Annotated in this window: 25 protein-coding genes; 15 read left to right on the forward strand and 10 right to left on the reverse strand. The window is 67.0% G+C overall.

What is annotated here, in order from left to right:
• Positions 1-2: 2 nt before the first annotated feature.
• From ehuC to BEMPMBAN_RS25575, 4 genes are read left to right on the forward strand one after another with little or no spacing between them, the layout of a single operon-like run.
• A complete protein-coding gene (gene ehuC, locus BEMPMBAN_RS25560; protein WP_159234278.1) occupies positions 3-701 on the forward strand; it encodes an ectoine/hydroxyectoine ABC transporter permease subunit EhuC in 699 nt (232 codons plus the stop codon).
• Positions 698-1,369 (forward strand): ectoine/hydroxyectoine ABC transporter permease subunit EhuD, encoded by a 672-nt coding sequence (ehuD, locus tag BEMPMBAN_RS25565; RefSeq protein WP_159234280.1) that lies wholly within the window; start codon positions 698-700, stop codon positions 1,367-1,369. Before ehuC ends, ehuD begins: the two co-directional genes overlap by 4 nt.
• Before the next feature lie 52 nt (positions 1,370-1,421).
• Positions 1,422-2,186, forward strand: a complete 765-nt coding sequence (gene ehuA / locus BEMPMBAN_RS25570; RefSeq protein ID WP_159234487.1) for an ectoine/hydroxyectoine ABC transporter ATP-binding protein EhuA — start codon at positions 1,422-1,424, stop codon at positions 2,184-2,186.
• Between the two features lie 34 nt (positions 2,187-2,220).
• Positions 2,221-2,643: a lipoprotein LpqV gene (locus tag BEMPMBAN_RS25575; protein ID WP_159234282.1), complete on the forward strand. Its 423-nt coding sequence runs from the start codon at positions 2,221-2,223 to the stop codon at positions 2,641-2,643.
• A gap of 4 nt (positions 2,644-2,647) precedes the next feature.
• On the opposite strand, the gene BEMPMBAN_RS25580 is transcribed toward BEMPMBAN_RS25575, so the two are convergent.
• Positions 2,648-3,454, reverse strand: coding sequence for an ArsR/SmtB family transcription factor (locus BEMPMBAN_RS25580; protein ID WP_159234284.1), 807 nt, complete (start codon positions 3,452-3,454; stop codon positions 2,648-2,650).
• A 109-nt stretch (positions 3,455-3,563) separates the two neighbouring features.
• Between BEMPMBAN_RS25580 and BEMPMBAN_RS25585 the strand changes: the two genes are divergently transcribed.
• Positions 3,564-4,529 (forward strand): patatin-like phospholipase family protein, encoded by a 966-nt coding sequence (locus BEMPMBAN_RS25585; protein ID WP_159234286.1) that lies wholly within the window; start codon positions 3,564-3,566, stop codon positions 4,527-4,529.
• Here BEMPMBAN_RS25585 and BEMPMBAN_RS25590 read toward each other — a convergent pair.
• From BEMPMBAN_RS25590 to BEMPMBAN_RS25600, 3 genes are read right to left on the reverse strand one after another with little or no spacing between them, the layout of a single operon-like run.
• A complete protein-coding gene (locus BEMPMBAN_RS25590; RefSeq protein WP_159234288.1) occupies positions 4,518-5,381 on the reverse strand; it encodes a patatin-like phospholipase family protein in 864 nt (287 codons plus the stop codon). The two genes, BEMPMBAN_RS25585 and BEMPMBAN_RS25590, sit on opposite strands and share 12 nt — an antisense overlap.
• Positions 5,382-5,855, reverse strand: coding sequence for an SRPBCC family protein (locus tag BEMPMBAN_RS25595; RefSeq protein WP_159234290.1), 474 nt, complete (start codon positions 5,853-5,855; stop codon positions 5,382-5,384).
• A 13-nt stretch (positions 5,856-5,868) separates the two neighbouring features.
• Positions 5,869-6,918: an NAD(P)H-dependent amine dehydrogenase family protein gene (locus BEMPMBAN_RS25600; protein WP_159234291.1), complete on the reverse strand. Its 1,050-nt coding sequence runs from the start codon at positions 6,916-6,918 to the stop codon at positions 5,869-5,871.
• 165 nt (positions 6,919-7,083) lie between these two features.
• Here BEMPMBAN_RS25600 and BEMPMBAN_RS25605 point away from each other — a divergent pair, with 165 nt between their 5' ends.
• The 3 genes from BEMPMBAN_RS25605 (at position 7,084) to BEMPMBAN_RS25615 (ending at position 9,475) form a co-directional block, all read left to right on the forward strand.
• A complete protein-coding gene (locus tag BEMPMBAN_RS25605) occupies positions 7,084-7,818 on the forward strand; it encodes a hypothetical protein (protein WP_200846119.1) in 735 nt (244 codons plus the stop codon).
• Positions 7,819-7,867: 49 nt separating this feature from the next.
• Positions 7,868-9,067, forward strand: coding sequence for a lipid-transfer protein (locus tag BEMPMBAN_RS25610; RefSeq protein WP_159234488.1), 1,200 nt, complete (start codon positions 7,868-7,870; stop codon positions 9,065-9,067).
• Between the two features lie 90 nt (positions 9,068-9,157).
• A complete protein-coding gene (locus BEMPMBAN_RS25615) occupies positions 9,158-9,475 on the forward strand; it encodes a hypothetical protein (RefSeq protein WP_159234296.1) in 318 nt (105 codons plus the stop codon).
• 74 nt (positions 9,476-9,549) lie between these two features.
• Here BEMPMBAN_RS25615 and BEMPMBAN_RS25620 read toward each other — a convergent pair whose 3' ends face one another.
• Positions 9,550-10,938, reverse strand: a complete 1,389-nt coding sequence (locus BEMPMBAN_RS25620; protein ID WP_159234298.1) for a cation:dicarboxylate symporter family transporter — start codon at positions 10,936-10,938, stop codon at positions 9,550-9,552.
• A gap of 120 nt (positions 10,939-11,058) precedes the next feature.
• Here BEMPMBAN_RS25620 and BEMPMBAN_RS25625 point away from each other — a divergent pair, with 120 nt between their 5' ends.
• Positions 11,059-12,642 (forward strand): sensor histidine kinase, encoded by a 1,584-nt coding sequence (locus tag BEMPMBAN_RS25625; protein WP_159234300.1) that lies wholly within the window; start codon positions 11,059-11,061, stop codon positions 12,640-12,642.
• Positions 12,639-13,346 carry a response regulator gene (locus tag BEMPMBAN_RS25630; protein ID WP_159234301.1) on the forward strand — a complete coding sequence of 236 codons (708 nt, stop codon included), beginning with the start codon at positions 12,639-12,641 and terminating at the stop codon, positions 13,344-13,346. The genes BEMPMBAN_RS25625 and BEMPMBAN_RS25630 overlap by 4 nt, the downstream gene beginning before the upstream one ends.
• 6 nt (positions 13,347-13,352) lie before the next feature.
• Here BEMPMBAN_RS25630 and BEMPMBAN_RS25635 read toward each other — a convergent pair whose 3' ends face one another.
• The 4 genes from BEMPMBAN_RS25635 to BEMPMBAN_RS25650 form a co-directional block, all read right to left on the reverse strand.
• The gene (locus tag BEMPMBAN_RS25635; protein ID WP_234897698.1) at positions 13,353-14,408 is read right to left on the reverse strand and encodes an MmpL3/TtfA transport complex stabilizer; all 1,056 of its coding nucleotides are present in this window, start codon (positions 14,406-14,408) and stop codon (positions 13,353-13,355) included.
• A 474-nt stretch (positions 14,409-14,882) separates the two neighbouring features.
• The gene (locus BEMPMBAN_RS25640) at positions 14,883-15,278 is read right to left on the reverse strand and encodes an STAS domain-containing protein (protein WP_159234305.1); all 396 of its coding nucleotides are present in this window, start codon (positions 15,276-15,278) and stop codon (positions 14,883-14,885) included.
• Between the two features lie 27 nt (positions 15,279-15,305).
• Positions 15,306-15,545 (reverse strand): microaggregate-binding protein 1, encoded by a 240-nt coding sequence (gene mbp1, locus BEMPMBAN_RS25645; protein ID WP_159234307.1) that lies wholly within the window; start codon positions 15,543-15,545, stop codon positions 15,306-15,308.
• Positions 15,546-15,675: 130 nt separating this feature from the next.
• Positions 15,676-16,014, reverse strand: a complete 339-nt coding sequence (locus tag BEMPMBAN_RS25650; RefSeq protein WP_159234489.1) for an STAS domain-containing protein — start codon at positions 16,012-16,014, stop codon at positions 15,676-15,678.
• A gap of 145 nt (positions 16,015-16,159) precedes the next feature.
• Here BEMPMBAN_RS25650 and BEMPMBAN_RS25655 point away from each other — a divergent pair, with 145 nt between their 5' ends.
• The 5 genes from BEMPMBAN_RS25655 (at position 16,160) to BEMPMBAN_RS25675 (ending at position 19,123) form a co-directional block, all read left to right on the forward strand.
• The gene (locus BEMPMBAN_RS25655) at positions 16,160-16,435 is read left to right on the forward strand and encodes a hypothetical protein (protein ID WP_159234309.1); all 276 of its coding nucleotides are present in this window, start codon (positions 16,160-16,162) and stop codon (positions 16,433-16,435) included.
• A gap of 85 nt (positions 16,436-16,520) precedes the next feature.
• Positions 16,521-16,871 (forward strand): DUF732 domain-containing protein, encoded by a 351-nt coding sequence (locus BEMPMBAN_RS25660; protein ID WP_159234311.1) that lies wholly within the window; start codon positions 16,521-16,523, stop codon positions 16,869-16,871.
• Between the two features lie 155 nt (positions 16,872-17,026).
• A complete protein-coding gene (locus BEMPMBAN_RS25665) occupies positions 17,027-17,332 on the forward strand; it encodes a hypothetical protein (protein WP_159234312.1) in 306 nt (101 codons plus the stop codon).
• A gap of 129 nt (positions 17,333-17,461) precedes the next feature.
• Complete coding sequence (locus tag BEMPMBAN_RS25670) at positions 17,462-18,793, forward strand: MFS transporter (RefSeq protein WP_159234490.1); 1,332 nt, start codon at positions 17,462-17,464, stop codon at positions 18,791-18,793.
• A gap of 81 nt (positions 18,794-18,874) precedes the next feature.
• Positions 18,875-19,123, forward strand: coding sequence for a hypothetical protein (locus BEMPMBAN_RS25675; protein ID WP_234897699.1), 249 nt, complete (start codon positions 18,875-18,877; stop codon positions 19,121-19,123).
• A gap of 49 nt (positions 19,124-19,172) precedes the next feature.
• On the opposite strand, the gene BEMPMBAN_RS25680 is transcribed toward BEMPMBAN_RS25675, so the two are convergent.
• Positions 19,173-19,949: a SigB/SigF/SigG family RNA polymerase sigma factor gene (locus tag BEMPMBAN_RS25680; protein WP_159234316.1), complete on the reverse strand. Its 777-nt coding sequence runs from the start codon at positions 19,947-19,949 to the stop codon at positions 19,173-19,175.
• Positions 19,950-19,979 lie beyond the last annotated feature (30 nt).

Raw genomic sequence — 19,979 nt, forward strand, 5'->3', positions numbered from 1 at the left:
CGTTGCTCGCTGAGCTCGTCGAGGCCGGCCCCCTGTTCCTCCACGGAGCCGGCCTGACGATGCTGTACACGGTCCTGGGCGCGGCGGCCGCGTTGGTGGTGTCGTTCGCGTTCGGGCTGATGTCGCTGTCGGGTTCGGTTGTCGTGCGCGGCTTCTCCCGGGTGGTGGTGGAGTTCTTCCGCGGCACGTCGCTGGTGGTGCAGCTGTTGTGGATCTTCTTCGTGTTGCCGCAGCTGGGTCTGCGCTTCGAACCGATGGCGGCGGCCACGCTGGCGTTCGGACTGAACTTCGGCGCGTACGGCGCCGAGGTGGTCCGGGGCGCCATCGCGTCGGTGCCCAAGACCCAGTGGGAGGCGACGGTCGCGCTCGGCTTGAGCCGCTTCCGGCGGATGAGCCGCGTCATCCTGCCTCAGGCGCTGCCGGAGATGGTCCCGCCGTTCGGCAATCTGTGGATCCAGATCCTCAAGAGCTCGTCGCTGTTGTATCTGATCGGCATCACCGAGCTCACCTTCGAGGTGAAACAGCTGCAGTTCGAGATGGGCAGCATGGCCGCGTTCAGCATCGCGCTGGTCGTCTACTTCCTGCTCGCCCAGATCCTGGTCGCGGTGACGCGCCGGGTGGAGGCGCGCACCGCCGCCCGCATCGGTCGGGGTGCGAAGGCGAACGCCGTCACACGACGCCGTGGGGTGGCACCGACGTGACCGAAGATCAGCGCCAACTGTGGGACTGGGAGTACGCCCGCGAGGTACTGCCAGGCCTCGTTTCGGCATTTCTGAAGTTCACGCTGGGCATCACCGCTGCGGCGTCCGTGATCGCCATCGTCGTCGGTCTGGTGCTGGTGCTCGGACGCCGGGCCGACTCGCGGTGGATCAGTTGGCCGGCCTACGGCGTGGTGGAGTTCGTGCGCAGCACGCCGATCCCGATCCAGCTGTTCTTCGTCTACTTCGGTCTGCCGGTCATCGGGATCCGACCGAGTGCGTTGGTCACCGGAGTGGCGGTGCTCGGGGTGCACTACGCCTGCTACATGTCGGAGGTGTACCGGGCCGGCATCGACGCGATCCCGCGGGGCCAGTGGGAGGCGTGCACCGCGCTCTCCCTCCCCCCGCACCGCACCTGGCGGCGGGTGATCCTGCCGCAGGTGGTGCGGCGGGTCCTGCCGTCCACCGGCAACCAGATCATCGCCCTGTTCAAGGAGACCCCGTTCCTCATCGTCATCGGCGTTGCGGAGATGGTCACCGTGGCCAACCAGTTCGGCGGCCAGAACTACCGATACATCGAGCCGATCACCGTCGCGGGCGTGATCTTCCTGGCCGCGAGCTACCCCACCTCGGTGCTCATGAGGAAACTGGAGATACGCCTTGCCCGCTAGAAGCCCGGAAAGCCCTGACGAATCGGTTGATTCGACGAACCCGGCCACCCCGATGGTGCGCTTCGAGGACGTGGTCAAGCGATTCGGCGACAAAACCGTCCTGGACGGGATGAACTTCTCGGTCGCCCCCGGTGAGCGGGTCACGTTGATCGGGCCGTCCGGCTCGGGCAAGACGACGATCCTGCGGCTGTTGATGACACTGGAACGGGTCAGCGACGGCGTGATCTGGATCGACGGTGAGCCGTTGACGCACGAGCGGCGCGGTGATCGCCTGGTGCCCGCGTCGGACAAGCATCTGCGCAAGGTCTGTCGCCGGATCGGCATGGTGTTCCAGCAGTTCAACCTGTTCCCGAACATGACGGTGATCGAGAACCTCATGGAGGCACCGGTATCGGTGCTCGGCCTCTCCAAAGAGCAGGCCCGCACCCGAGGCACCGAACTGCTGGACAAGGTCGGTCTGAACGCCTTCGTCGACGCGCACCCCACGACGCTGTCGGGCGGGCAGCAGCAGCGCGTCGCGATCGCGCGGGCGCTGGCGATGGAACCCGACATCCTGCTGCTCGACGAGGTCACCTCGGCGCTGGACCCCGAACTGGTCGTCGACGTGCTCGGCGTGCTGCGCGACATCGCCGAGACCACCGACATCACCATGCTGATCGTCACCCACGAGATGCACTTCGCCCGCGATGTCTCCGACCGGGTGCTGATGTTCGACGACGGCGTCATCATCGAGGACGGTCCACCGTCGAAGATCTTCAACGCCCCCGAACACGAGCGCACCCGCACCTTCCTCAAGGCGGTTCTCGAAGACCGGTGAGGTCGTGACCGAGGCCGTTGCCTAGATTGGCGGGATGCGCAGGTTCCCACTTCGTGCCGTCGGGGCCGCGGTCGCGGGTCTGGCACTGCTGTCCGGCTGCTCATCTGACACCGAGCCGGCGGAGACGTCGACTGCGACCCCGTCGTCCTCGGCGGCCGCCGCCCCGGTCGCGCCCGGCGAGGTCGGCGTGTCCCCCGGCGGCGTGACGACCGCAGTCGGTGCACCGGCAGAGTCCACCGAGGACGACTACTTCCAGGCATGCCTGGCCGCACGGACGTGGATGGACGAGCAGGGCGGCGACCCCAAAACCCAGATCGAGCCGTTTCTCGAGACGCTGCAGCAGGAGGACTCGTCCGGCCCCGCGACGTTCGACAGCCGCTGGTCGGAGTTGACGCCCGGCCAGCAGTCCGCGGTCATCGTCGCGGTCGAGGCCGCCGCCGACGCGCTCTGCGGGTAGCCGCCTACCGGGCCGGCGCCGTCTCCAGCTCGAGCTCGCTCTTCAGATCGGAGAGCTTGGACGGCCATCCACCCGAAACAAGCTCGCGCACAACGCTTCCCGGCGGGAAGCCACTGTGGATGACGGTCAGTTTGACGCGACCGTCGTCGACGGGCTCGATGTCGAACGACACCCTGGACCGGGGTTCGGCGGCCGCGCGGTCGATGACGTCCCCGGACAGGCCCAGCGCGGTCAGGTCACGCGTGAAGGTGTGGAAGGTGAACGCCAGCCGACGGTAGGGGTCGGCCTCGAGGATCACCTGTTCGGGGTCGGAGATGTTCAGATCGCCGTCGCGCCAGCTGTAGGTCGATCCGACCTTCCAGTCCGACACCAACGTGTGCCCCATGTACCGCTCCGAGAATGCCGGGTCGGTGACGGCCTGCCAGAGTCGCTCCGGCGTGGTCCGGATGTAAGTGGTGTAGACGAAGTCATTGTTGTTGGCGTCATTGTTGTTGTCGCCCATGGGATCCTGCTCCAATACAGTCTTGAGGTCGGCGAGCGTCTGTGCCCGCACACGGTCGTAGTGGTTGATCCAGCGGTCGGCGATGGCGTTGATCGGTTCGGCGTTGAGGTAGTGCAATTTCTCCCGGCCGCGCCACACGATGCTGACGAGGTTGGCGTCCTCGAGCACCTTGAGATGCTTGCTCACCGATTGGCGGGCCATGTCCAGCCCGGCGCACAGTTCTCTCAGGCTCTGCCCGGTGCGGGCGTTCAAGCTGTCGAGAAGGCGCCGTCGACTGGGGTCGGCGAGCGCCTTGAACACCTCATCCATGCCTGTAGTTTTCTCTCCCACATATGCAGCCTGGCGGCTACGTATGACACGTTATGCAGCTCAAAGGCTGCATGTCAAGAGTGGCCGCCGAAGTAGCAGAATGGGGACCATGCGGGTGGCACTGGCGCTGGGCAGTGGTGGGGCGCGCGGTTACGCGCACATCGGCGTGATCAACGAACTCCACGAACGCGGCCACGAGATCGTCGGCATCGCCGGGTCCTCGATGGGGGCGTTGGTCGGCGGGCTCGAAGCTGCCGGCAAACTCGACGAATACGCCTTGTGGGCAAGCTCTTTGACGCAGCGTGCGGTACTGCGCCTGCTCGATCCGTCGATCACCTCGGCGGGGGTACTGCGTGCCGAGAAGATCCTCGAGGCGGTACGCGAGATCCTCGGCGAGGTCACCATCGAGGAACTGCCGGTGCCGTTCACGTCGGTGGCCACCGACCTGATCACCGGCAAGTCGGTGTGGATGCAACGCGGCCCGGTAGACGACGCGATCCGGGCGTCGATCGCCATCCCCGGCGTCATCACGCCCCATGTGCTCGGCGGCCGGCTGCTGGCCGACGGCGGCATCCTCGATCCCATCCCGATGGCGCCGATCGCCGCGGCCGTCGCCGATGCCACGATCGCGGTGAGCCTGTCCGGCGACGATCCCCGAACCAGGCATACCGATGTCGAAGCCAGCCTGACCGCGGAATGGCTCAACCGGATGTGGCGCAGCACGTCGTCGTTGCTCGACACCAAAGCCGCACGGTCACTGCTCGAGACCCAGACAGGACGGGCAGTGCTGGGCCGCTTCGCCACGTCCGACGAGGACGACGACACCGTCGAGGAACAGAGCGTGCCCGTGGTCCCCAAGCTCGGCGGTTTCGAGGTGATGTACCGCACCATCGACATCGCACAGGCCGCCTTGGCCCGGCACACGTTGGCGGCCTATCCGCCCGACCTGCTCATCGAGGTTCCGCGCACCGTGTGCCGGAGCCTGGACTTCCACCGCGCCAACGAGGTCATCGACATCGGACAGGAGCTCGCCAGCGTTGCGCTCAACGCACTCGACGAACCTTCACAGTCCTAGGAACCGCGCCACCCGCGAAGCCTCCTTACGGCCCTGGATCCGGCCGGCCCGCGCCGACGGCGCACGACACGCCGGGTCCAGCGGGTTGGGCCCGAAGGCGGCGAGCGACTCCACGTCGGCGAACACCGCCAGGCTCGCACCGGCGAACGCGTCGATCTCCGCGACTGCGGCCGTGCCCCACGGCGACGGTGAATCCTGCCCCGACGGCACCAGCGCGACCGCGACGCCGCAGTCCCGGGCTGCCGACATGTTCACGGTGCTGCCCACCCCGCCGTCCATGAAGCGGCGACCATCGATCGTCACCGGCGGCCACACCCCAGGTACCGCGCAGCTCGCGGCGACCGCGTCCACCAGGTCGACGCCGGAGCTGTTGTCGAACACCACCAGTTCACCTGTGGCGAGGTCGATAGCGGTGACACGCAGGGTGCGCTGCGGCCAGCCGTGAGAGGGCAGCCGATGCGCGATCACCTCACGGCGGACCGCTTCGGGCACGGTCTCGGTGGCCGTGGCGACGGCGCCGATCTCCTGAAGCCTCTGCTCCTTGGTCGCGTTCGGAGTGAGCATCGCGGTCAAGAACAGCTCGGCGATCGCATCCACGGACACACCGGGATGTAGTTCGCGGCTCTCGTCGGCCACCTGCCTGTCGAACAACTCGCCCACCGACAGACCGCTGCCCAGCTGCGCGGCGACGGTGGAACCGGCGGAGGTGCCCAGAAGAACCTCAGAGCTGAGCAGCGCCTCACCCGCCTCGGGTGCTTCGTCGCAAATACCTTGCAGCACACCGGTCTCCCACGCGATCCCGGCCAGTCCTCCGCCTGCCAGCACCAGCGCGCGTCTGTTGTCGGCGCCCATTCAGCGCAGGAGCTCGTGGGAGAGCTGCTCGAGGGCTTGGCGGGCAAACCCGCGCCACAGCAGGGCGAAGGCGGGAAGCGCAGCGGCCGCAACACGGGACTTCGGGTACACGGTCCAGCGCCAGGTGACCGTTGTGCCGGTGCCGACCGGCGTGAACGACCACTCCCCGTCGATATGGTCCACCAGCGGTGCCAGCGGGCCGGTGACGTCTGACAGCGTGTAACGGAACACGTTCGGAGGGTCGACGACGGTCAACTCCTCGCGCATGCTGCCACCACCGACCTGCACGACGGTGCGGGTCTGACCGGCGGCGCTCCAGTCACCGTCCTGCCCGCGTACGGCCTTGACCGGCGAGATCGGCCCGTACCACCGGCTGAACAGTGTGGGCAGTGGCACCGGCAGGGTGCGCGCGAAAGCGGTGTCTACGTCGACGGGTATGGCGCGCGACTGGTCCATCACATGGGGTTCGGGCATGAGCAGATGCTAGTCAACGAAGGCGGGGTGCGGCCTTTCCGCTGATCAGCGGCAGGTCCAGGTAGGTGGCGATGCCGGCCGGGGCCGCGCAGACCGCGGGCACCGAGTTCACGCAGTGCGCGGCGGTGCCGACGACCCCGTACTCCGGCCCGTGGCTGCCGAGCTCGGACTGGAAACCCTTGACCGAGACCGTGAAATCGGGGTTGCCGCGCACCTCCATCTCATAGCGTTGCCCCTCCGGTCCGAAAGACCATGCCGGGTCGAGGTTCTCCTCCCCCATCAACCAGTTCACCGTCACCCGCACCACGACCTCGCCGTCGGCGAGTGCCTCCCAGTGGAACTTCCGGCCGGCGACCTGCCCTGGCGCGATCGGGCCCATGGGTGAGTCGATCGTCGCCGTGGCGACCGCGATCTCCTGCGAAGCCCGTACCCTGGAATCCGCGGCAAAACCCAACTGGTCCACACACATCCGCACGGCTTGGATGAAGCCCGCGTCGAGCAGCTTCTGCATCGGACCGGTCAGGGCCTTGTCCGGCGTCTCCCCGAACCCCATGACGTGGCGAAGCACATCGGGCGCCTCGTAGGTGCGCAGGTCGGAGTACTCCTCGGCCCGGACGAACGTCACCCCCGTCGACATCGCCGACATCAACAGCGGGAACTTCTCGCTGATCCCGCCGGGCGCGATACCGGTGCCGTGCAGTGTGGCGTTGCCTTCGATCGCGGCGGCCCGCAGCGGCGCCCCGCTGCGTTCGCTGGGATACAGCCAGCCCACGGGCGTGACGACGTTCTTGCCCGACCTCAGCAGCGAGGCGACTTCGTCCGGGTTTGCCATCAGCGGTGTGTAGATGACCGCGTCGGCGTCCAGCGCGAGGATCTCGTCGACGCTGTCGGTCGCGGTGATCCCGAGGGGTTCGGTGCCGACGATCTGGCCGACGTCGCGGCCCGCTTTGTCCGGGGAGTGCACCCAGCAGCCCACCAGTTCCAGCTCGGGATGTTCGAGCACCCCCTTCACCGCTGCGACACCGACTCCGCCGGTCGCCCACTGCACGACGCGAAGCGCCATGTCCTCTCCTCCCGCGAGTGAAAACTAGAACGCGTTCTACCCAGATGTACACCAGGTCCCCGGGCGGGCGGAGACGAAAGCGACAACCCGGCGCCATTGACCACATGTGCGGGCGCGCCCGGGCTTAAGGTGNGGTGGCCCGCCGCGCACACCTGAGGAGCGACGATGACATACCCGCCGCCACCTCCGCCGGGCCCTCCGAACTGGGCGCCGCCACCCGGCCCGCCGCCACCCGGCTGGGGGCCGCCACCCGGCCCGCCCAGCGGTGGCGGTGGGAAAACGCCGTTGATCCTGCTCGTCTCGGCAGCCGTGGTGATCTTCGTGGCGCTGGCCGGGGTCGGTGTGTGGTGGTTGCTGCAATCCGACGATTCGGCGTCCGGGCCGACGGCGGCTCCCCGCACCAGCACTCCGTCGCAGACCGGTTCCCCGGAGCCCACCCGGCGCACCAGGACGACGACGGCACCGCCGCCGCGAGCCGAGTCCTTCGACGCGCAACTGATGGGGCTGCTGTCCGCCGGCCATGACAGCTCGAACTGTGAGCCGATCAGCCCGCCGGCGGGGACGTCCATCGCGACGGTCGATTGCGCACAGGCGACCACCCCCGGCGGCCCCCGCAGCACCCGCTACTCGCTGTTCGCCGACCAGGCCACCCTGGACGCCGCCTTCAACGAGGCGGTCCTACTGAACACCGAGAATCTGGAGTGCCCAGGCAGCGGCGTCGAGTCCCCGACCACGTGGAACTACACCGAGACCCCGGACCAGGTTGCCGGCCAGATCGCCTGCGGCACTTACAACGACCGCGCCGACGTGGTGTGGACCAACGACGCGGGACTGCTGTTGGCCGACGCGCAGGGCCCCGACCTCGAGGAGCTGCACACCTGGTGGCTGCGGTACGGCTGAGCGTCGCGGTACGGTGATGGACGCAACGGCTGCGAAGAGATGGGGAGCCATGGGCAACGTCGGCAACCGGGTTTTTGTCATCGGCGTGGGTATGACCAAGTTCGAGAAGCCGGGCCGACGCGAGGGCTGGGATTACCCCCAGATGGCCAACGAGTCGGGGACCAAGGCGTTGCAGGATGCCGGGGTCGACTACACCGAGATCGAGCAGGGGTACGTCGGGTACTGCTCGGGTGACTCGACCTCGGGGCAGCGCGCTCTCTACGAGCTCGGCATGACCGGCATCCCGATCGTCAACGTCAACAACAACTGCTCGACCGGGTCCACCGCGCTGTATCTGGCAGCGCAGTCCATCCGCGGCGGACTTGCCGACTGCGTGCTGGCCCTGGGCTTCGAGAAGATGCAGCCGGGCTCGCTGGGCGGCGGAGCCGACGACCGCGAGTCGCCGATGAAGCGGCACATCCTGGCGCTCAACGAGATCGACGAGATGCAGTTCCCCGTGGCGCCGTGGATGTTCGGCGCAGCCGGCCGTGAGCACATGAAGAAATACGGCACCACCGCCGAGCATTTCGCGAAGATCGGCCACAAGAACCACAAGCACTCGGTGAACAACCCGTACGCGCAGTTCCAGGACGAATACACCCTCGAGGACATTCTGGCCGCGAAGATGATCTCCGACCCGCTGACCAAGCTGCAGTGCTCCCCGACCTCCGACGGATCGGCGGCGGTCGTGCTGGCCGGCGAGGACTACGTCGCGAAACACAACCTGGCAGAGCAGGCCGTCGAGATCGTCGGGCAGGCCATGACCACCGATTTCGCGTCGACCTTCGACGGCAGCGCCGCCAACATCATCGGCCATGACATGAACGTGCAAGCTGCCCAACAGGTTTACCACCAGTCCGGGTTGGGGCCCGAGGATTTCCAGGTGATCGAGCTGCACGACTGCTTCTCGGCCAACGAGTTGCTGCTCTACGAGGCCCTCGGCCTGTGTGGACCGGGCGAGGCACCCAAGCTGATCGACGACGACGACACCACTTACGGCGGACGGTGGGTGGTCAACCCCTCGGGCGGGCTGATCTCCAAGGGTCATCCGCTGGGCGCCACCGGCCTGGCGCAGTGCAGTGAGCTGACCTGGCAGCTGCGTGGCACGGCGGATCGTCGTCAGGTCTCAGGAGTCACCGCCGCGTTGCAGCACAACATCGGGTTGGGTGGCGCTGCCGTCGTCACCGCCTACCAGCGCGCCGACCGCTGAGGTCGCCCGTGCCGCAAGCGGGAGAAACGTTCGGCGTCCGGGTGCCGATGTAGCAAGTGGGTCGGGCCGCGCTTTTACGGAGGCACGACGATGCGCACAGCACTGCTACTGGCAGGCGTCGGGGTGGTGCTGGCCCACGCGGGCCCGGCGGCGGCTGATCAACAGAGCCCGTGGGAGGTCATCGAGCAGCTGGAGTTGGCGGGCTATTACGTCAACATCGACCGGATCGGCAACGCACCGATCGGCGAATGCACCGTGACCGACATCCGCAATCCCCAACAGCAGACCGAGCTCGCTTACGCCGACGACCCCGGCCACCACGACCGGCGCGGCCACGACGATGGCGGCCGGGTGGTGGACGTGGTTGTCCGCCAGTCGATCTCGGTGTCACTGGACTGCACCGGCTGAAACGCCGAAAGTACGGTTTCTGACGGATCTCGGCGGGAGATCGTCAGAAACCGTACCCTCGGCGAATACGCGCCCTACACCGTCGCAGGGAGTTTCTCCCGCACCGGCTCGTCGACGCGGGCGGCACCGGAACTGTGCGGATCGTCGACCATGGTGAGCTCGTCGAACGGATCCCTGCCCGCGAGAACGGCGTTCACCTTGTTCTTGTCGACGGTCTTGGTCCAGGACCCCACCAGCAGGGTGGCCACCGCGTTGCCGGAGAAGTTGGTCAGCGCCCGCGCCTCCGACATGAACCGGTCGATCCCGACGATCAGGCCGACGCCGTCGAGCAGGTCAGGACGGTGTGCCTGCAGCCCGCCGGCCAGCGTGGCCAGGCCGGCGCCGGTGACGCCCGCCGCCCCCTTGGACGCGACGATCATGAACACCAGCAGGCCGATCTGCTCGCCGACGGTCAGCGGGTCGCCGAGCGCACCGGCGATGAACAGCGAGGCCATCGTCAGATAGATCGCGGTGCCGTCGAGGTTGAACGAGTAGCCGGTGGGCACCACGACGCCCACGGTCGAGCGGTCCACACCGAGGTGCTCCATTTTGGCGATCAGCCGCGGCAGCGCCGACTCCGACGACGACGTCGACACGATGAGCAGGTACTCGCGGGCCAGGTAGCGCACCAACTTGAAGATCGACACACCGGACACGATGCGCAGCAGCGAGCCCAGGACGCCGAACACGAAGATCGTGCAGGTCAGGTAGAAGCCGAGCATCAGAGCCATCAGCTGTCCCACCGCGGCCCAGCCGGTCTGGCCGACCACGTTGGCGATGGCGCCGAATGCCCCGATGGGCGCCAGCCACAGGATCATGATCAGCACCTTGAACACCAGCTTCTGCAGATGCTCGATCCCCCGCAGAATCGGCTCGCCCGCCGAGCCGAGACCTTGCAGCGCGAAGCCGACCAGCAGCGCGACGAACAGTGCCTGCAGCACACTGCCTTCGGTCAGCGACGATAACAGCGACGTCGGGATGATCCCCTGGACGAAGTCCATCATGCCGCCGGATTCATGGGCTTTCTCGGCGAGTTCGGCGCCCTTGCCGGACGCGCTCTCCGTGAGGTTGAGACCGCTGCCGGGGTGCAGCAGATTGCCGACCACCAGCCCGATGGCAAGCGCGAAGGTGGACATCGCCAGGAAGTACACGAAGGCCAGCCCGCCGACCTTGCCCACGGTCGCGGCCTTGCGGACCGATCCGATGCCCAACACGATCGTGCAGAAGATGACCGGCGCGATCATCATCTTGATCAGCGCGACGAACATGGTGCCGAGCACGCCGACACTCTTGCCGACCTCCGGAGCGAGAATGCCGACCCCGACCCCGGCGATCACCGCGATGAGCACCGAGATGTACAGCCAATGGGTTCTGTCGCGCCGCTTGGGCGCCTCGGGCGCAGCGAGCTTGTCCGTCGTCGTCATGGCCTCTTCCTTTCAGTCCACCCGGGGCGGGTTGGCGATGTGGTCTGTAAGGATGGTCAGCGACCGCGTGAGCCAGGTCACGTTTTAGTTCATTTCGTTCAACGGGAGGCGGCTTAGCCGATGGGACCGCTGTTGCGTGGCGCCGCGTGGCCGCGGTCGCTGGCCGGGCAGGCGATCGCGCTGCAGGTGCTGGTGATCGCGTTGATCGTGGTGGCCGGTAGCGCGTTGGCGGTCGTCGACGCCCGTCGCGACGGCGACGCCGCAGCAGAACAACAGGTCCTGGGAATCGCCAGCGCACTGGCGGATTCACCCTCCACCGCGTCGGCGATCGAGTCAGGCCGGGCGACCGAGGTCCTGCAACCGGTCACCGAGGCAGTGCGCATGCACACCGACATCGCGTTCATCACGATCATGGCCCCGGACCGCACCCGGTTCACCCACACCGACCCTGATCAGATCGGCGGTGACTACCTGGGAACCATCGAACCGGCGCTGCGCGGTTCGACTTTCACCGAGGTGTACACCGGGACCCTGGGACCGTCGATCCGTGCGGTGGCCCCGGTGCGCGATTCGTCCGGGAACATCATCGGGGTGGTCTCCGCAGGAATCCTGCAACAGAGCCTGGCGGATCGGTGGCGCGCGCAGTGGCCCGTCATCGCCGCAATAGGTGTTGCAGCGCTTGCTGTTTCCCTGGTAGGGGTGTGGGCCATCCGGCGTCGGTTGTTCAGGCAGACCCACGGACTGCGTCCCGACGAGCTGCGGGTGATGTACGAACACCACGACGCCATTCTGCATTCGGTGTCGGAGGGGCTGATCGTGCTGGACGGCAGCGGCGTCGCATTGGTCAACGACGAGGCCCGGCGCCTGCTGGCGCTGCCCTCCGGTGAGGTCGACCGGTCCGATCTGCCCGAGTTCCTGCGCACGTACAACCCCGGCGCCCGCGACGAGATCCACGTCACCGACGATCGGGTGCTGGTGGTCAACCGCTCGCCGGTGCACGGTTCCGCAGGCACAAACGGCGACGGCTCGGAGGTGGTGACCATCCGCGACCGGACTGAATTGCAGGGAGCGCTGGGCGAACTCAACTCTCTGAAGATCCTCACCGACTCGTTGCGGTCACAGGCCCATGAAGCGGCGAACAAGCTGCACACCATCGTGACGATGGTGGAGATGGGGCGTGCCGAGGACGCGGTGGAGTTCGCCACCGCCGAACTGGCGCTGTCGCAGCGGCTCGTGGACAGGCTGTCCAGCACGGTGGGGGAGCCCGCGCTGGTGGCGCTGCTTCTCGGCAAGACGGCGCAAGCCGCCGAACGAGGGATCGAGCTGACCGTCACCGAGGACACCCGGCTCCCGGCGAACAGCGACGACCTCCTGCTCACCGGCCAGGAGATGGTCACCGTTCTGGGCAACCTGATCGACAACGCGATGGAGGCCTGCGACCGCTCCGACCCCTGGGTGGAGGTGACGGTGACCCAGGACGACGGAGATCTGTTGATCCGGGTCGCCGACAGCGGAGATGGCATGGACGCCAGGACCTTTGCCAAAGCGATGCGGCGGGGATACTCGACGAAATCTAGTGGGGACGCCGACCAGCACGGGTTGGGCCTGGCGCTGGTGGCACAAGTGGTCAATCGACACCACGGGCGGCTTACCACGGACGTGACGTACGGTTCGGTCGTGACGGTGACGGTGCCAGGCCCGTGATCAACGTGCTGATCGTCGAGGACGAACCCCTGATCGCAGACGCGCATCAGACCTATCTCTCACGGCTGCAGGGGTTTTCGGTAGCCGCAGTCAGTCATACCGCCCGTGATGCGATGCGGGTGGCCACAGAGGCGACGGCCTCGGGCACGCCGATCGACCTGGTGCTGCTGGACATCGGCCTCCCCGACGCGAACGGGATCGCACTGGCCTCGGCGCTGTCCGGACTGCGGCCGGCACCCGACATCATCACGATCACCTCCGAGCGCGACCTCGAGATGGTGCGGGCGGCGGTGGGACACGGCGCGCTGGCCTATCTGCTCAAGCCGTTCACGTTCGCCGCGTTCCGCGACCGACTCGAGCGTTACCAGCGTTACCGCGACGCGCTGCCTGCGGGCACCGACGCTGCCAGCCAGGCCGAGGTCGACCGTGCGCTGGGTGAGCTTCGTGTCGGCTCGGACCGGGCGACCGGCCCGAAAGGCATGGCAGCGGGCACCAACGACGAGATCGCCCGCGCGATCCGCGATGCCTCGGCTGACTCAGACGGCCCGGGCGGGCTCACCGCAGACGAGGTGGCCAAACAGGTGGGCGTCTCCCGCGTGACGGCGTGGCGCTATCTGGAAAGGCTCGCTGACGACGGCACGGTCCGGCGCCTCACCGACTACGGCAAGGCGGGCCGACCGAAAACCCGCTATCAGTGGCGCTGACCGGGGTCAGACCGCTGCGGGTTGCAACTCCCTGGCCCGGGGGACGCTGAGCGCGATCGGGTCCGTCGCCAGGAACTCCGAGTACAGCTTCTCGATCGTCGACTCGACGCCGAACACACTGACGACGCCGGAGTAGTCGGCGACGTAGAGGTGCGATCCATCGTCGTCGAGCGCGACGCACGACGGGCGGGCCGGCACCGACAACGAATCAACGACCTCGAGGCTCAGCGTGCACAGCACCGCGACCCGGTCGTAGTCGACGACGTAGGCACGCGCGTGATCCGGGCTCATCACCAACTGCGTGGGAGCTCCCCCGAGTTCGACGGTGGCGGTCACCTTCGCGGTCGACAACTCGATGACGTGGACGGCGCCGCCCACCGCCCGGTCGGAGGTCAGCACATAAACCGTGCCACCGGCGACAGCGATGTCCCTGATCGGCGAGCCGATCGGGATGACCCGCTGCACCCGGGACGTCTCGGTGTCCACTGCGACCACCTGGCTGCCGTTGTCGTCGGTGACCGCCGCGTACAGGCGCTTGCCGCTGGGGTCCACACACAGGGCGTCCAGGCCGGCGGCGGGACCGGTTCCGATGTCGACGGTCCCGGCGCGCTCGGCGGCGGGGTCGATCACGGTGATGTCGACGTGGCCGTGGGCAGTCCGTCCCGCGTAGACACGTTTACCGTCCGGGCTGGCGGCCAGTGCGCTGACCCCGAAGGCCAGCGGGAAGGTCGCGACGACCGCTCCGGCATCCAGATTGATCACCGACAGGGTGTCCTGGGTCGCAGAAGCGGTGGTGACGTAGGCGCGGTCGTCGGTGACGACGACGGCGACCGGTTCGCCCGCCAGGCCCAGATCCGTCCCGAAGGCGCGACCTGCGGCGTCGAGAACCGACACACTGTCCGTTGCCGGATTGGCCACGACGACGCCGGCGCGGCCTGCGGCGATGTCGCCGACCGGGCCATGCCCGACCGCGACACGGTGCTCGAGGGTCGTGTCGGTGGGCAGTGCCTCCGCCGTGAACGCCTCGTCAGCCACACGCGAGTCAGAACTCACTTCACGCATCACAGACCCCATAGGCCTCAAAATGTTTGCCATATGTCGTGGTACCTCCACCGGTCTCAATTGAACCGGCACTAGTTTCACCGTCGTTATCGCCCGTCCGGGCGCGACCTGAGTCGAGTGTAGCCATGTAAATTCGTGATGAACGCCCGCGTAATCCCCGGATCTCGCCGTACCGGCCAGCCCTCTCAGGAGGCGCTTAGGAATTTCTTGGTTATCATATTTTTATCGAAAGCCAGCAAATGGTAATCAATCTGCTGACAGCAGATACTCAGCATCAGGCAACTGCTACGGGCTCGAACGAACCAAACCTGGCGATAACATTTTCTTAGTTTCTCCCGAAAAAGTGAGCGTCAGATCACATCCGGACACGAGCAAGAAATGCCCTGCGTTCCCACCCGGACATCACGGGTGGCAGATGAGGGGCGCCCGGCTCGGCGGGCTGCGCCCGAGGAGTTCGCTGTGACCGGTTCTCGCTCAGGCCGACGCGGCGCCTCGAAGCGACCTGATCCCCGCCAGCGGGATCAGCCCTTCGGGGTCGCAGAGCTCGAGCACACGGGACACCGCGGCGTTGGCGACCACACACCAGGCCGCATCCTGCCGGAGCAGATGTGCGCTGATCGCGTACAACGCGGAAACGCCGTCGAAGGCCATGAAGGGCACCCCGGTCAGGTCGAGAACCACGCCGGTGTGCTCCCCCACGGCCTCGCGGACGATATGCGCAAACTCCCTGGCGTTGACCGCGTCGACCTCGCCGGACACCGCGATCGTCACCTCGGTGCCGCGCGCACGACACAGCACGTCGAGCGACGTCGACGCGATGGTGAAACGTCGGCTCTCGGCCGACTTGGTGCGGATGGAGGTGACGGTCATCGCCGGGCACTCACGCGGTGGAGATGACTACTGCTCGGCCTTCTGCCGTTCCTCGCTCGCCTTCGCGGCACCGCGGGCGCTTTCGGCTTCGGCCTCTTTCTTCGCGGCCTCGCGCTGCGCGTCGGCCTTGTCCTGCTGCGCCTCACCTTCGCGCTGCAGGTCGTCGCGGCCGGTGACGACGCCGGCAACTTCCTTGGCCTTACCCTTCACGCCCTCCACGACACCCTTGACGGCTTCTTCCGGACCTGAATTGTTGTCATCACCCACGGGACACGCCCTTTCTGAGATCTTCCTGCCCGGAACCGGCACCAGCCGCATCCGGGAGCGGCACACCCGCTCCAGCAAAGCGTCTGTTCCCGCGGCGGCGGCGCCTCAAACCTGGGCGGTCAAGGAAGCGTCACTGGGTGAAGTTCGTCAGCGCGACATCCAGCGACGAGAACAGTTCGACCAGATCGGCGATGCCGGTGATCTTCAGTGGACGACTCGTGGCAGGACCGTCGGCGACAACGCCGAATCTGGTGCTGGACCCGAGGCGGTCGCGGGTGACCAACAGGACCTGCATCCCGGCCGAACCGAGAAAGTCCACCCGAGTCATGTCGATGATGAGACCGGCGGGCTGACGTTCGAGCGCGGCCGTCACGACCTCTTGGAGTTGCGGCGCGGTCAGCATGTCGACAGCACCCACAGCTTCGACGACTATGACGCCGTCAACCTGATGTTCGGTGAATTGCTGCACGTACTGGCCTCGTCTCATGAGTTGACGTCCGCCGGAGCGGTCGCGGATCATTTCGTGAGGCTGCAGTTCTGAACCCGGAACGTTGTCGAAAACGGACAACCGGTCTACAGGCTATCGGACAGGCTGTCCGAATCAGCAATTACCGTTGAACCGGACCGGCAGAGTGCGCCTCTACGGCGGCAACGCGGTGGCCATCGCGCTGGACTCGGCCCGGTTGCACGAGGAGCGCGCACAGGTCGCGGCCGTTCTGACCGGCGATCGGCGCCCCGTTCCCGAAACGATGGCGTGGATCGCCGATCTGATGTCGACCCGCGGTATCACCCGGCGGTGGTCGACGAACTGCAGATCCGGGCAGTCAGCGCACTCGGCGACTATCCACTGGCGCGCGATCATCGATACCGCGTTCACCGACGACCGCTGACCGCCGGGCGGACTCGGCGCGCAAATGCCGGGAGGAGCCGGGCGTGGGGGCTACCATCCGCACAGGTAGACCACAGGGAGGTCATATGCACAGCCGTCTCGGGCTCGTCGCAGCTGCCGCGAGCGTCTCGGCCGGACTGTCGCTGTTCGTCGGTCCGGCCATGGCCCACGCCACCGAAGCCGACTCCCAGTTCCTCTCTGTCGTAGCCGATCTGGGTCTGCACTTCGAAACACCCGAGGAAGCCACCGAGGCGGGCAACAACGTGTGCGACATCGTCGCCGAGGGCAGCGTCAACAACATCGGCCCGGCGATCATCCGCGGCAACATCGTCGATGCCCTGCTCGCCCAGGGCGTCGACGCCGCTGCGGCCACCCAGTTGATGCGAGGGGCCGTTGACGCCTACTGCCCGGAGTACGACGCCGTCGTCGCGGGCTGATCGCCGGCCTTTCTGAACTCCTCCCGGGATCTCCCCGTTTCTCCATGGAATCTCCACACAAGCTCCAAGCATTGCAAGAGCTGCGTCGCGACGATGGTGTCAGTCAGTTTCACCGTCGTCACCGAACGTGACGCACCAAAACAGGGAGATCCATCATGAAGAAGTTCATCGCCACCGCCGTTCTGCCACTGAGTGCGCTGCTGGCCTTCGCCGCACCCGGGCACGCCGCACCGGAACAGAACGGAGGCGCCTCGTCGACCATCGGCCAGCTTCGGGCTCAGGGCTTCGACGTCCGCATCAGCCGCATCGGCAGCGCACCGCTGGACCAGTGCTCGATCCTCGGGGTGCGCAACCATCCGGTGGCCAAGCAGCCGTTCCCGATCAACGACGACGACGACATCAACGTCTTCACCGTCGCTCCCACGCCCAAGGTCACCGTCTCGCTGGACTGCTCGCGCTGACCCCCACGCCGCGCGGTCGCCGCAAGGGTCGGCCGGCGTCTAGGTTGGGAAGCCATGTCCGGTACGGGATCCGACTCAGGATCCAACGCAATGCCATCCCCCGAGCCATCCCCCGCGTTTCCCAGGGGGATGGCATTGCTTGTTGCCGGGGCGTTTTTCATGGAGATCCTGGACGCCACCATCATCGCCCCGGCGATCCCGGCGATCGCCGCTTCGTTCAGCGTCGCGGCCGTCGACGTCAACGTCGCCATCTCGGCCTACCTGGTGACGGTGGCGGTGCTGATCCCGGCCAGCGGTTGGATGGCCGACAGATTCGGCATCCGGCCGGTCTTCATCGCCGCCATCGCGGTCTTCACCCTCGCCTCCGTCGGCTGCGCCCTGAGCGGGTCGCTGCCGATGCTCGTCGCGACGCGGGTCCTGCAGGGTGTCGGGGGCGCGATGATGGTCCCCGTTGGACGGTTGGCCGTACTGCGCTACAGCGCGAAGTCCGATTTGGTCCGCGCCATCGCCGTGCTGACGTGGCCGGCTCTGGCCGCACCGGTGGTGGCCCCGGTGCTGGGCGGCGCGATCGCCACGCTGGGGTCGTGGCGCTGGATCTTCGTGGTGAACATCCCGATCGGCCTCATCGGACTGTTGTTGGCGTTCAAGCTGATTCGCGGCGGTCCCGCACCGACGCGCAGGTCGTTCGACTGGCGGGGCCTGCTCCTGCTGGGGGCCGGGATCACCGCGGCGCTGGTCGCAGTCGAACATGTTCGAGGCAGCGGAACGTCGTGGGGGCTCGTCGGGTCCGGAGCCGTGGCGGCGACGGTGTGCTTGGCCGTCGCGGTGTGGCACCTGCGGCGGACCGCCTCCCCACTGGTCGAGTTGGCCGTACTCAAGGTGCGCACGCTGCGTATCACGGTGTCGGGTGGTTCGCTGTACCGACTGGTCATCTCCGCGGTGCCGTTCCTGCTGCCGCTGCTGTTCCAGCTTGAATTCGGTTGGTCCGCCTTCACGGCGGGGCTGATGGTGGCGGCGCTGTTCTTGGGCAACCTGGTGATCAAACCCATCACCACACCCCTGATGCGCAGGTTCGGCATCAAGCGGGTGCTGCTGGTCAACGCAGTGCTGTCGGTGGGCTGGTTCGGCATGTTGGCCACGCTGCACGCCGACATGCCGATCGCGGTGATCGGGATGCTGCTCTTCGTCAGTGGTGCGCTGCGCTCGATCGGGTTCACCGCGTACAACAGCCTGGCGTTCGCCGACGTCGACGGTGAGGCTCTCACCCACGCGAACACGTTGAACGCGGCCGTGCAGGAACTGGCTGCCGGCCTGGGAATCGCCATCGGCGCGCTACTGCTGACCGTGCTGGGTTCCTACGCGTGGGCATTCGCCGCGCTCGGCGCACTCCTGGCGCTGACGATCGTCGAAACGCTGCGGCTCCCGGGCGATGCCGGGGCACACGTCAGCGGCGCCCGCTGATTTCCCGACAGCGCCGGTCGCGAGAAATTCTTGCGCGCGCCTCCCGCCAAAGTCTCGACCTTGACTTTAGCCTTGGTGCCCGTGACCACACTGCTCGAGCCCTCGCTGGCCGAACTGGACTTCGAGCCCGACATCCTGTGCGCCTGCCACAAACTCTGCAATCCTCTCGCCCATCCGGCGCAATGGTGGGTGACGCTGTCCTGCGGGTGCCCGTACCCGATGTGCCAGACGGCGCTGCGGATCGCGAATGTCCGTCTCAAGGTCCGCCCGCTGACCTGCCGGCTGTGCGAAACCGAGCAGATCACGATCCGCGGAGTGATCCGGATCTAGTCTGCCGGCACCCCGCCGACCCGTTCGGGCCGGCCGGCGCCGGACGGCTTCACGCCGGTTCGGGTGTCCTGACGTTCTCGCGCAGCGTGGCCAGCGCCCGGGACAGCAGGCGGGACACGTGCATCTGCGAGATCCCCAACTGCTCGGCGATCTGGGTCTGGGTCATGTTCTCGAAGAACCGAAGTTTCAACACCAGCAGATCCCGCTGCGGAAGTGCCGCCAGCAGCGGGCGCACCGTCTCGGCTTCGAGCACCTTGTCGAGGTTCGCGTCGACATCGCCGAAACTGGTTCCCACGGTGCGTTCGTCGTTGTCCCCAGTCGGCGCATCGGTGGAGATGGTCGAGTAGGAGCTGAACGCAATCTGCGCCTGCACCACTTCTTCGCGGTCGATGCCCAGGTCTGCGGCGATCTCGCTGGCGGTGGGGGCCCGCCCCAGCCGTTGCGACAACTCGTCGCGGGACCGCTTCAGCTGCGAGCCAAGCTCTTTGAGCCTGCGAGGAACCTTGACCGACCATCCGTGATCGCGGAAATGGCGGCGCACCTCGCCCATCATCGTCGGAACGGCGAATGCCAGGAACTCCGCCCCGTTGTCCGGATCGAACCGGTTCACCGCCTGGACCAGCCCGAGGCGCGCCACCTGCACGAGATCTTCCACCGGCTCACCGCGGTTACTGAAGCGACGGGCGATGTGGTTGGCCAACGGCAAACACGTCTCGACGATCATCTCTCGCTGGCGGCGGTACTCCATGGACTGCGGATCCAGTGTCTTGAGACGGTGGAACATCTCCGTCACATCGGCGTACTGGGTCGGTGCTGCGGTCAACATCTCGAGCGGCTCCCTCGGTTGCGGCTTGAT

Source organism: Mycolicibacterium austroafricanum, assembly GCF_902705885.1.
Taxonomy (GTDB): domain Bacteria; phylum Actinomycetota; class Actinomycetes; order Mycobacteriales; family Mycobacteriaceae; genus Mycobacterium; species Mycobacterium vanbaalenii_A.

What these genes read in the sequence shown, in the direction of transcription:
- ehuA (WP_159234487.1), top strand. Translation starts at nt 1,422, where the DNA reads ATGGTGCGCTTCGAGGACGTGGTCAAGCGATTCGGCGACAAAACCGTC.
- BEMPMBAN_RS25575 (WP_159234282.1), top strand. Translation starts at nt 2,221, where the DNA reads ATGCGCAGGTTCCCACTTCGTGCCGTCGGGGCCGCGGTCGCGGGTCTG.
- BEMPMBAN_RS25580 (WP_159234284.1), bottom strand. Translation starts at nt 3,454, where the DNA reads ATGGATGAGGTGTTCAAGGCGCTCGCCGACCCCAGTCGACGGCGCCTT.
- BEMPMBAN_RS25585 (WP_159234286.1), top strand. Translation starts at nt 3,564, where the DNA reads ATGCGGGTGGCACTGGCGCTGGGCAGTGGTGGGGCGCGCGGTTACGCG.
- BEMPMBAN_RS25590 (WP_159234288.1), bottom strand. Translation starts at nt 5,381, where the DNA reads ATGGGCGCCGACAACAGACGCGCGCTGGTGCTGGCAGGCGGAGGACTG.
- BEMPMBAN_RS25595 (WP_159234290.1), bottom strand. Translation starts at nt 5,855, where the DNA reads ATGCCCGAACCCCATGTGATGGACCAGTCGCGCGCCATACCCGTCGAC.
- BEMPMBAN_RS25600 (WP_159234291.1), bottom strand. Translation starts at nt 6,918, where the DNA reads ATGGCGCTTCGCGTCGTGCAGTGGGCGACCGGCGGAGTCGGTGTCGCA.
- BEMPMBAN_RS25605 (WP_200846119.1), top strand. Translation starts at nt 7,084, where the DNA reads ATGACATACCCGCCGCCACCTCCGCCGGGCCCTCCGAACTGGGCGCCG.
- BEMPMBAN_RS25610 (WP_159234488.1), top strand. Translation starts at nt 7,868, where the DNA reads ATGGGCAACGTCGGCAACCGGGTTTTTGTCATCGGCGTGGGTATGACC.
- BEMPMBAN_RS25615 (WP_159234296.1), top strand. Translation starts at nt 9,158, where the DNA reads ATGCGCACAGCACTGCTACTGGCAGGCGTCGGGGTGGTGCTGGCCCAC.
- BEMPMBAN_RS25620 (WP_159234298.1), bottom strand. Translation starts at nt 10,938, where the DNA reads ATGACGACGACGGACAAGCTCGCTGCGCCCGAGGCGCCCAAGCGGCGC.
- BEMPMBAN_RS25625 (WP_159234300.1), top strand. Translation starts at nt 11,059, where the DNA reads ATGGGACCGCTGTTGCGTGGCGCCGCGTGGCCGCGGTCGCTGGCCGGG.
- BEMPMBAN_RS25635 (WP_234897698.1), bottom strand. Translation starts at nt 14,408, where the DNA reads ATGCGTGAAGTGAGTTCTGACTCGCGTGTGGCTGACGAGGCGTTCACG.
- BEMPMBAN_RS25640 (WP_159234305.1), bottom strand. Translation starts at nt 15,278, where the DNA reads ATGACCGTCACCTCCATCCGCACCAAGTCGGCCGAGAGCCGACGTTTC.
- BEMPMBAN_RS25660 (WP_159234311.1), top strand. Translation starts at nt 16,521, where the DNA reads ATGCACAGCCGTCTCGGGCTCGTCGCAGCTGCCGCGAGCGTCTCGGCC.
- BEMPMBAN_RS25665 (WP_159234312.1), top strand. Translation starts at nt 17,027, where the DNA reads ATGAAGAAGTTCATCGCCACCGCCGTTCTGCCACTGAGTGCGCTGCTG.
- BEMPMBAN_RS25670 (WP_159234490.1), top strand. Translation starts at nt 17,462, where the DNA reads ATGGCATTGCTTGTTGCCGGGGCGTTTTTCATGGAGATCCTGGACGCC.
- BEMPMBAN_RS25680 (WP_159234316.1), bottom strand. Translation starts at nt 19,949, where the DNA reads ATGTTGACCGCAGCACCGACCCAGTACGCCGATGTGACGGAGATGTTC.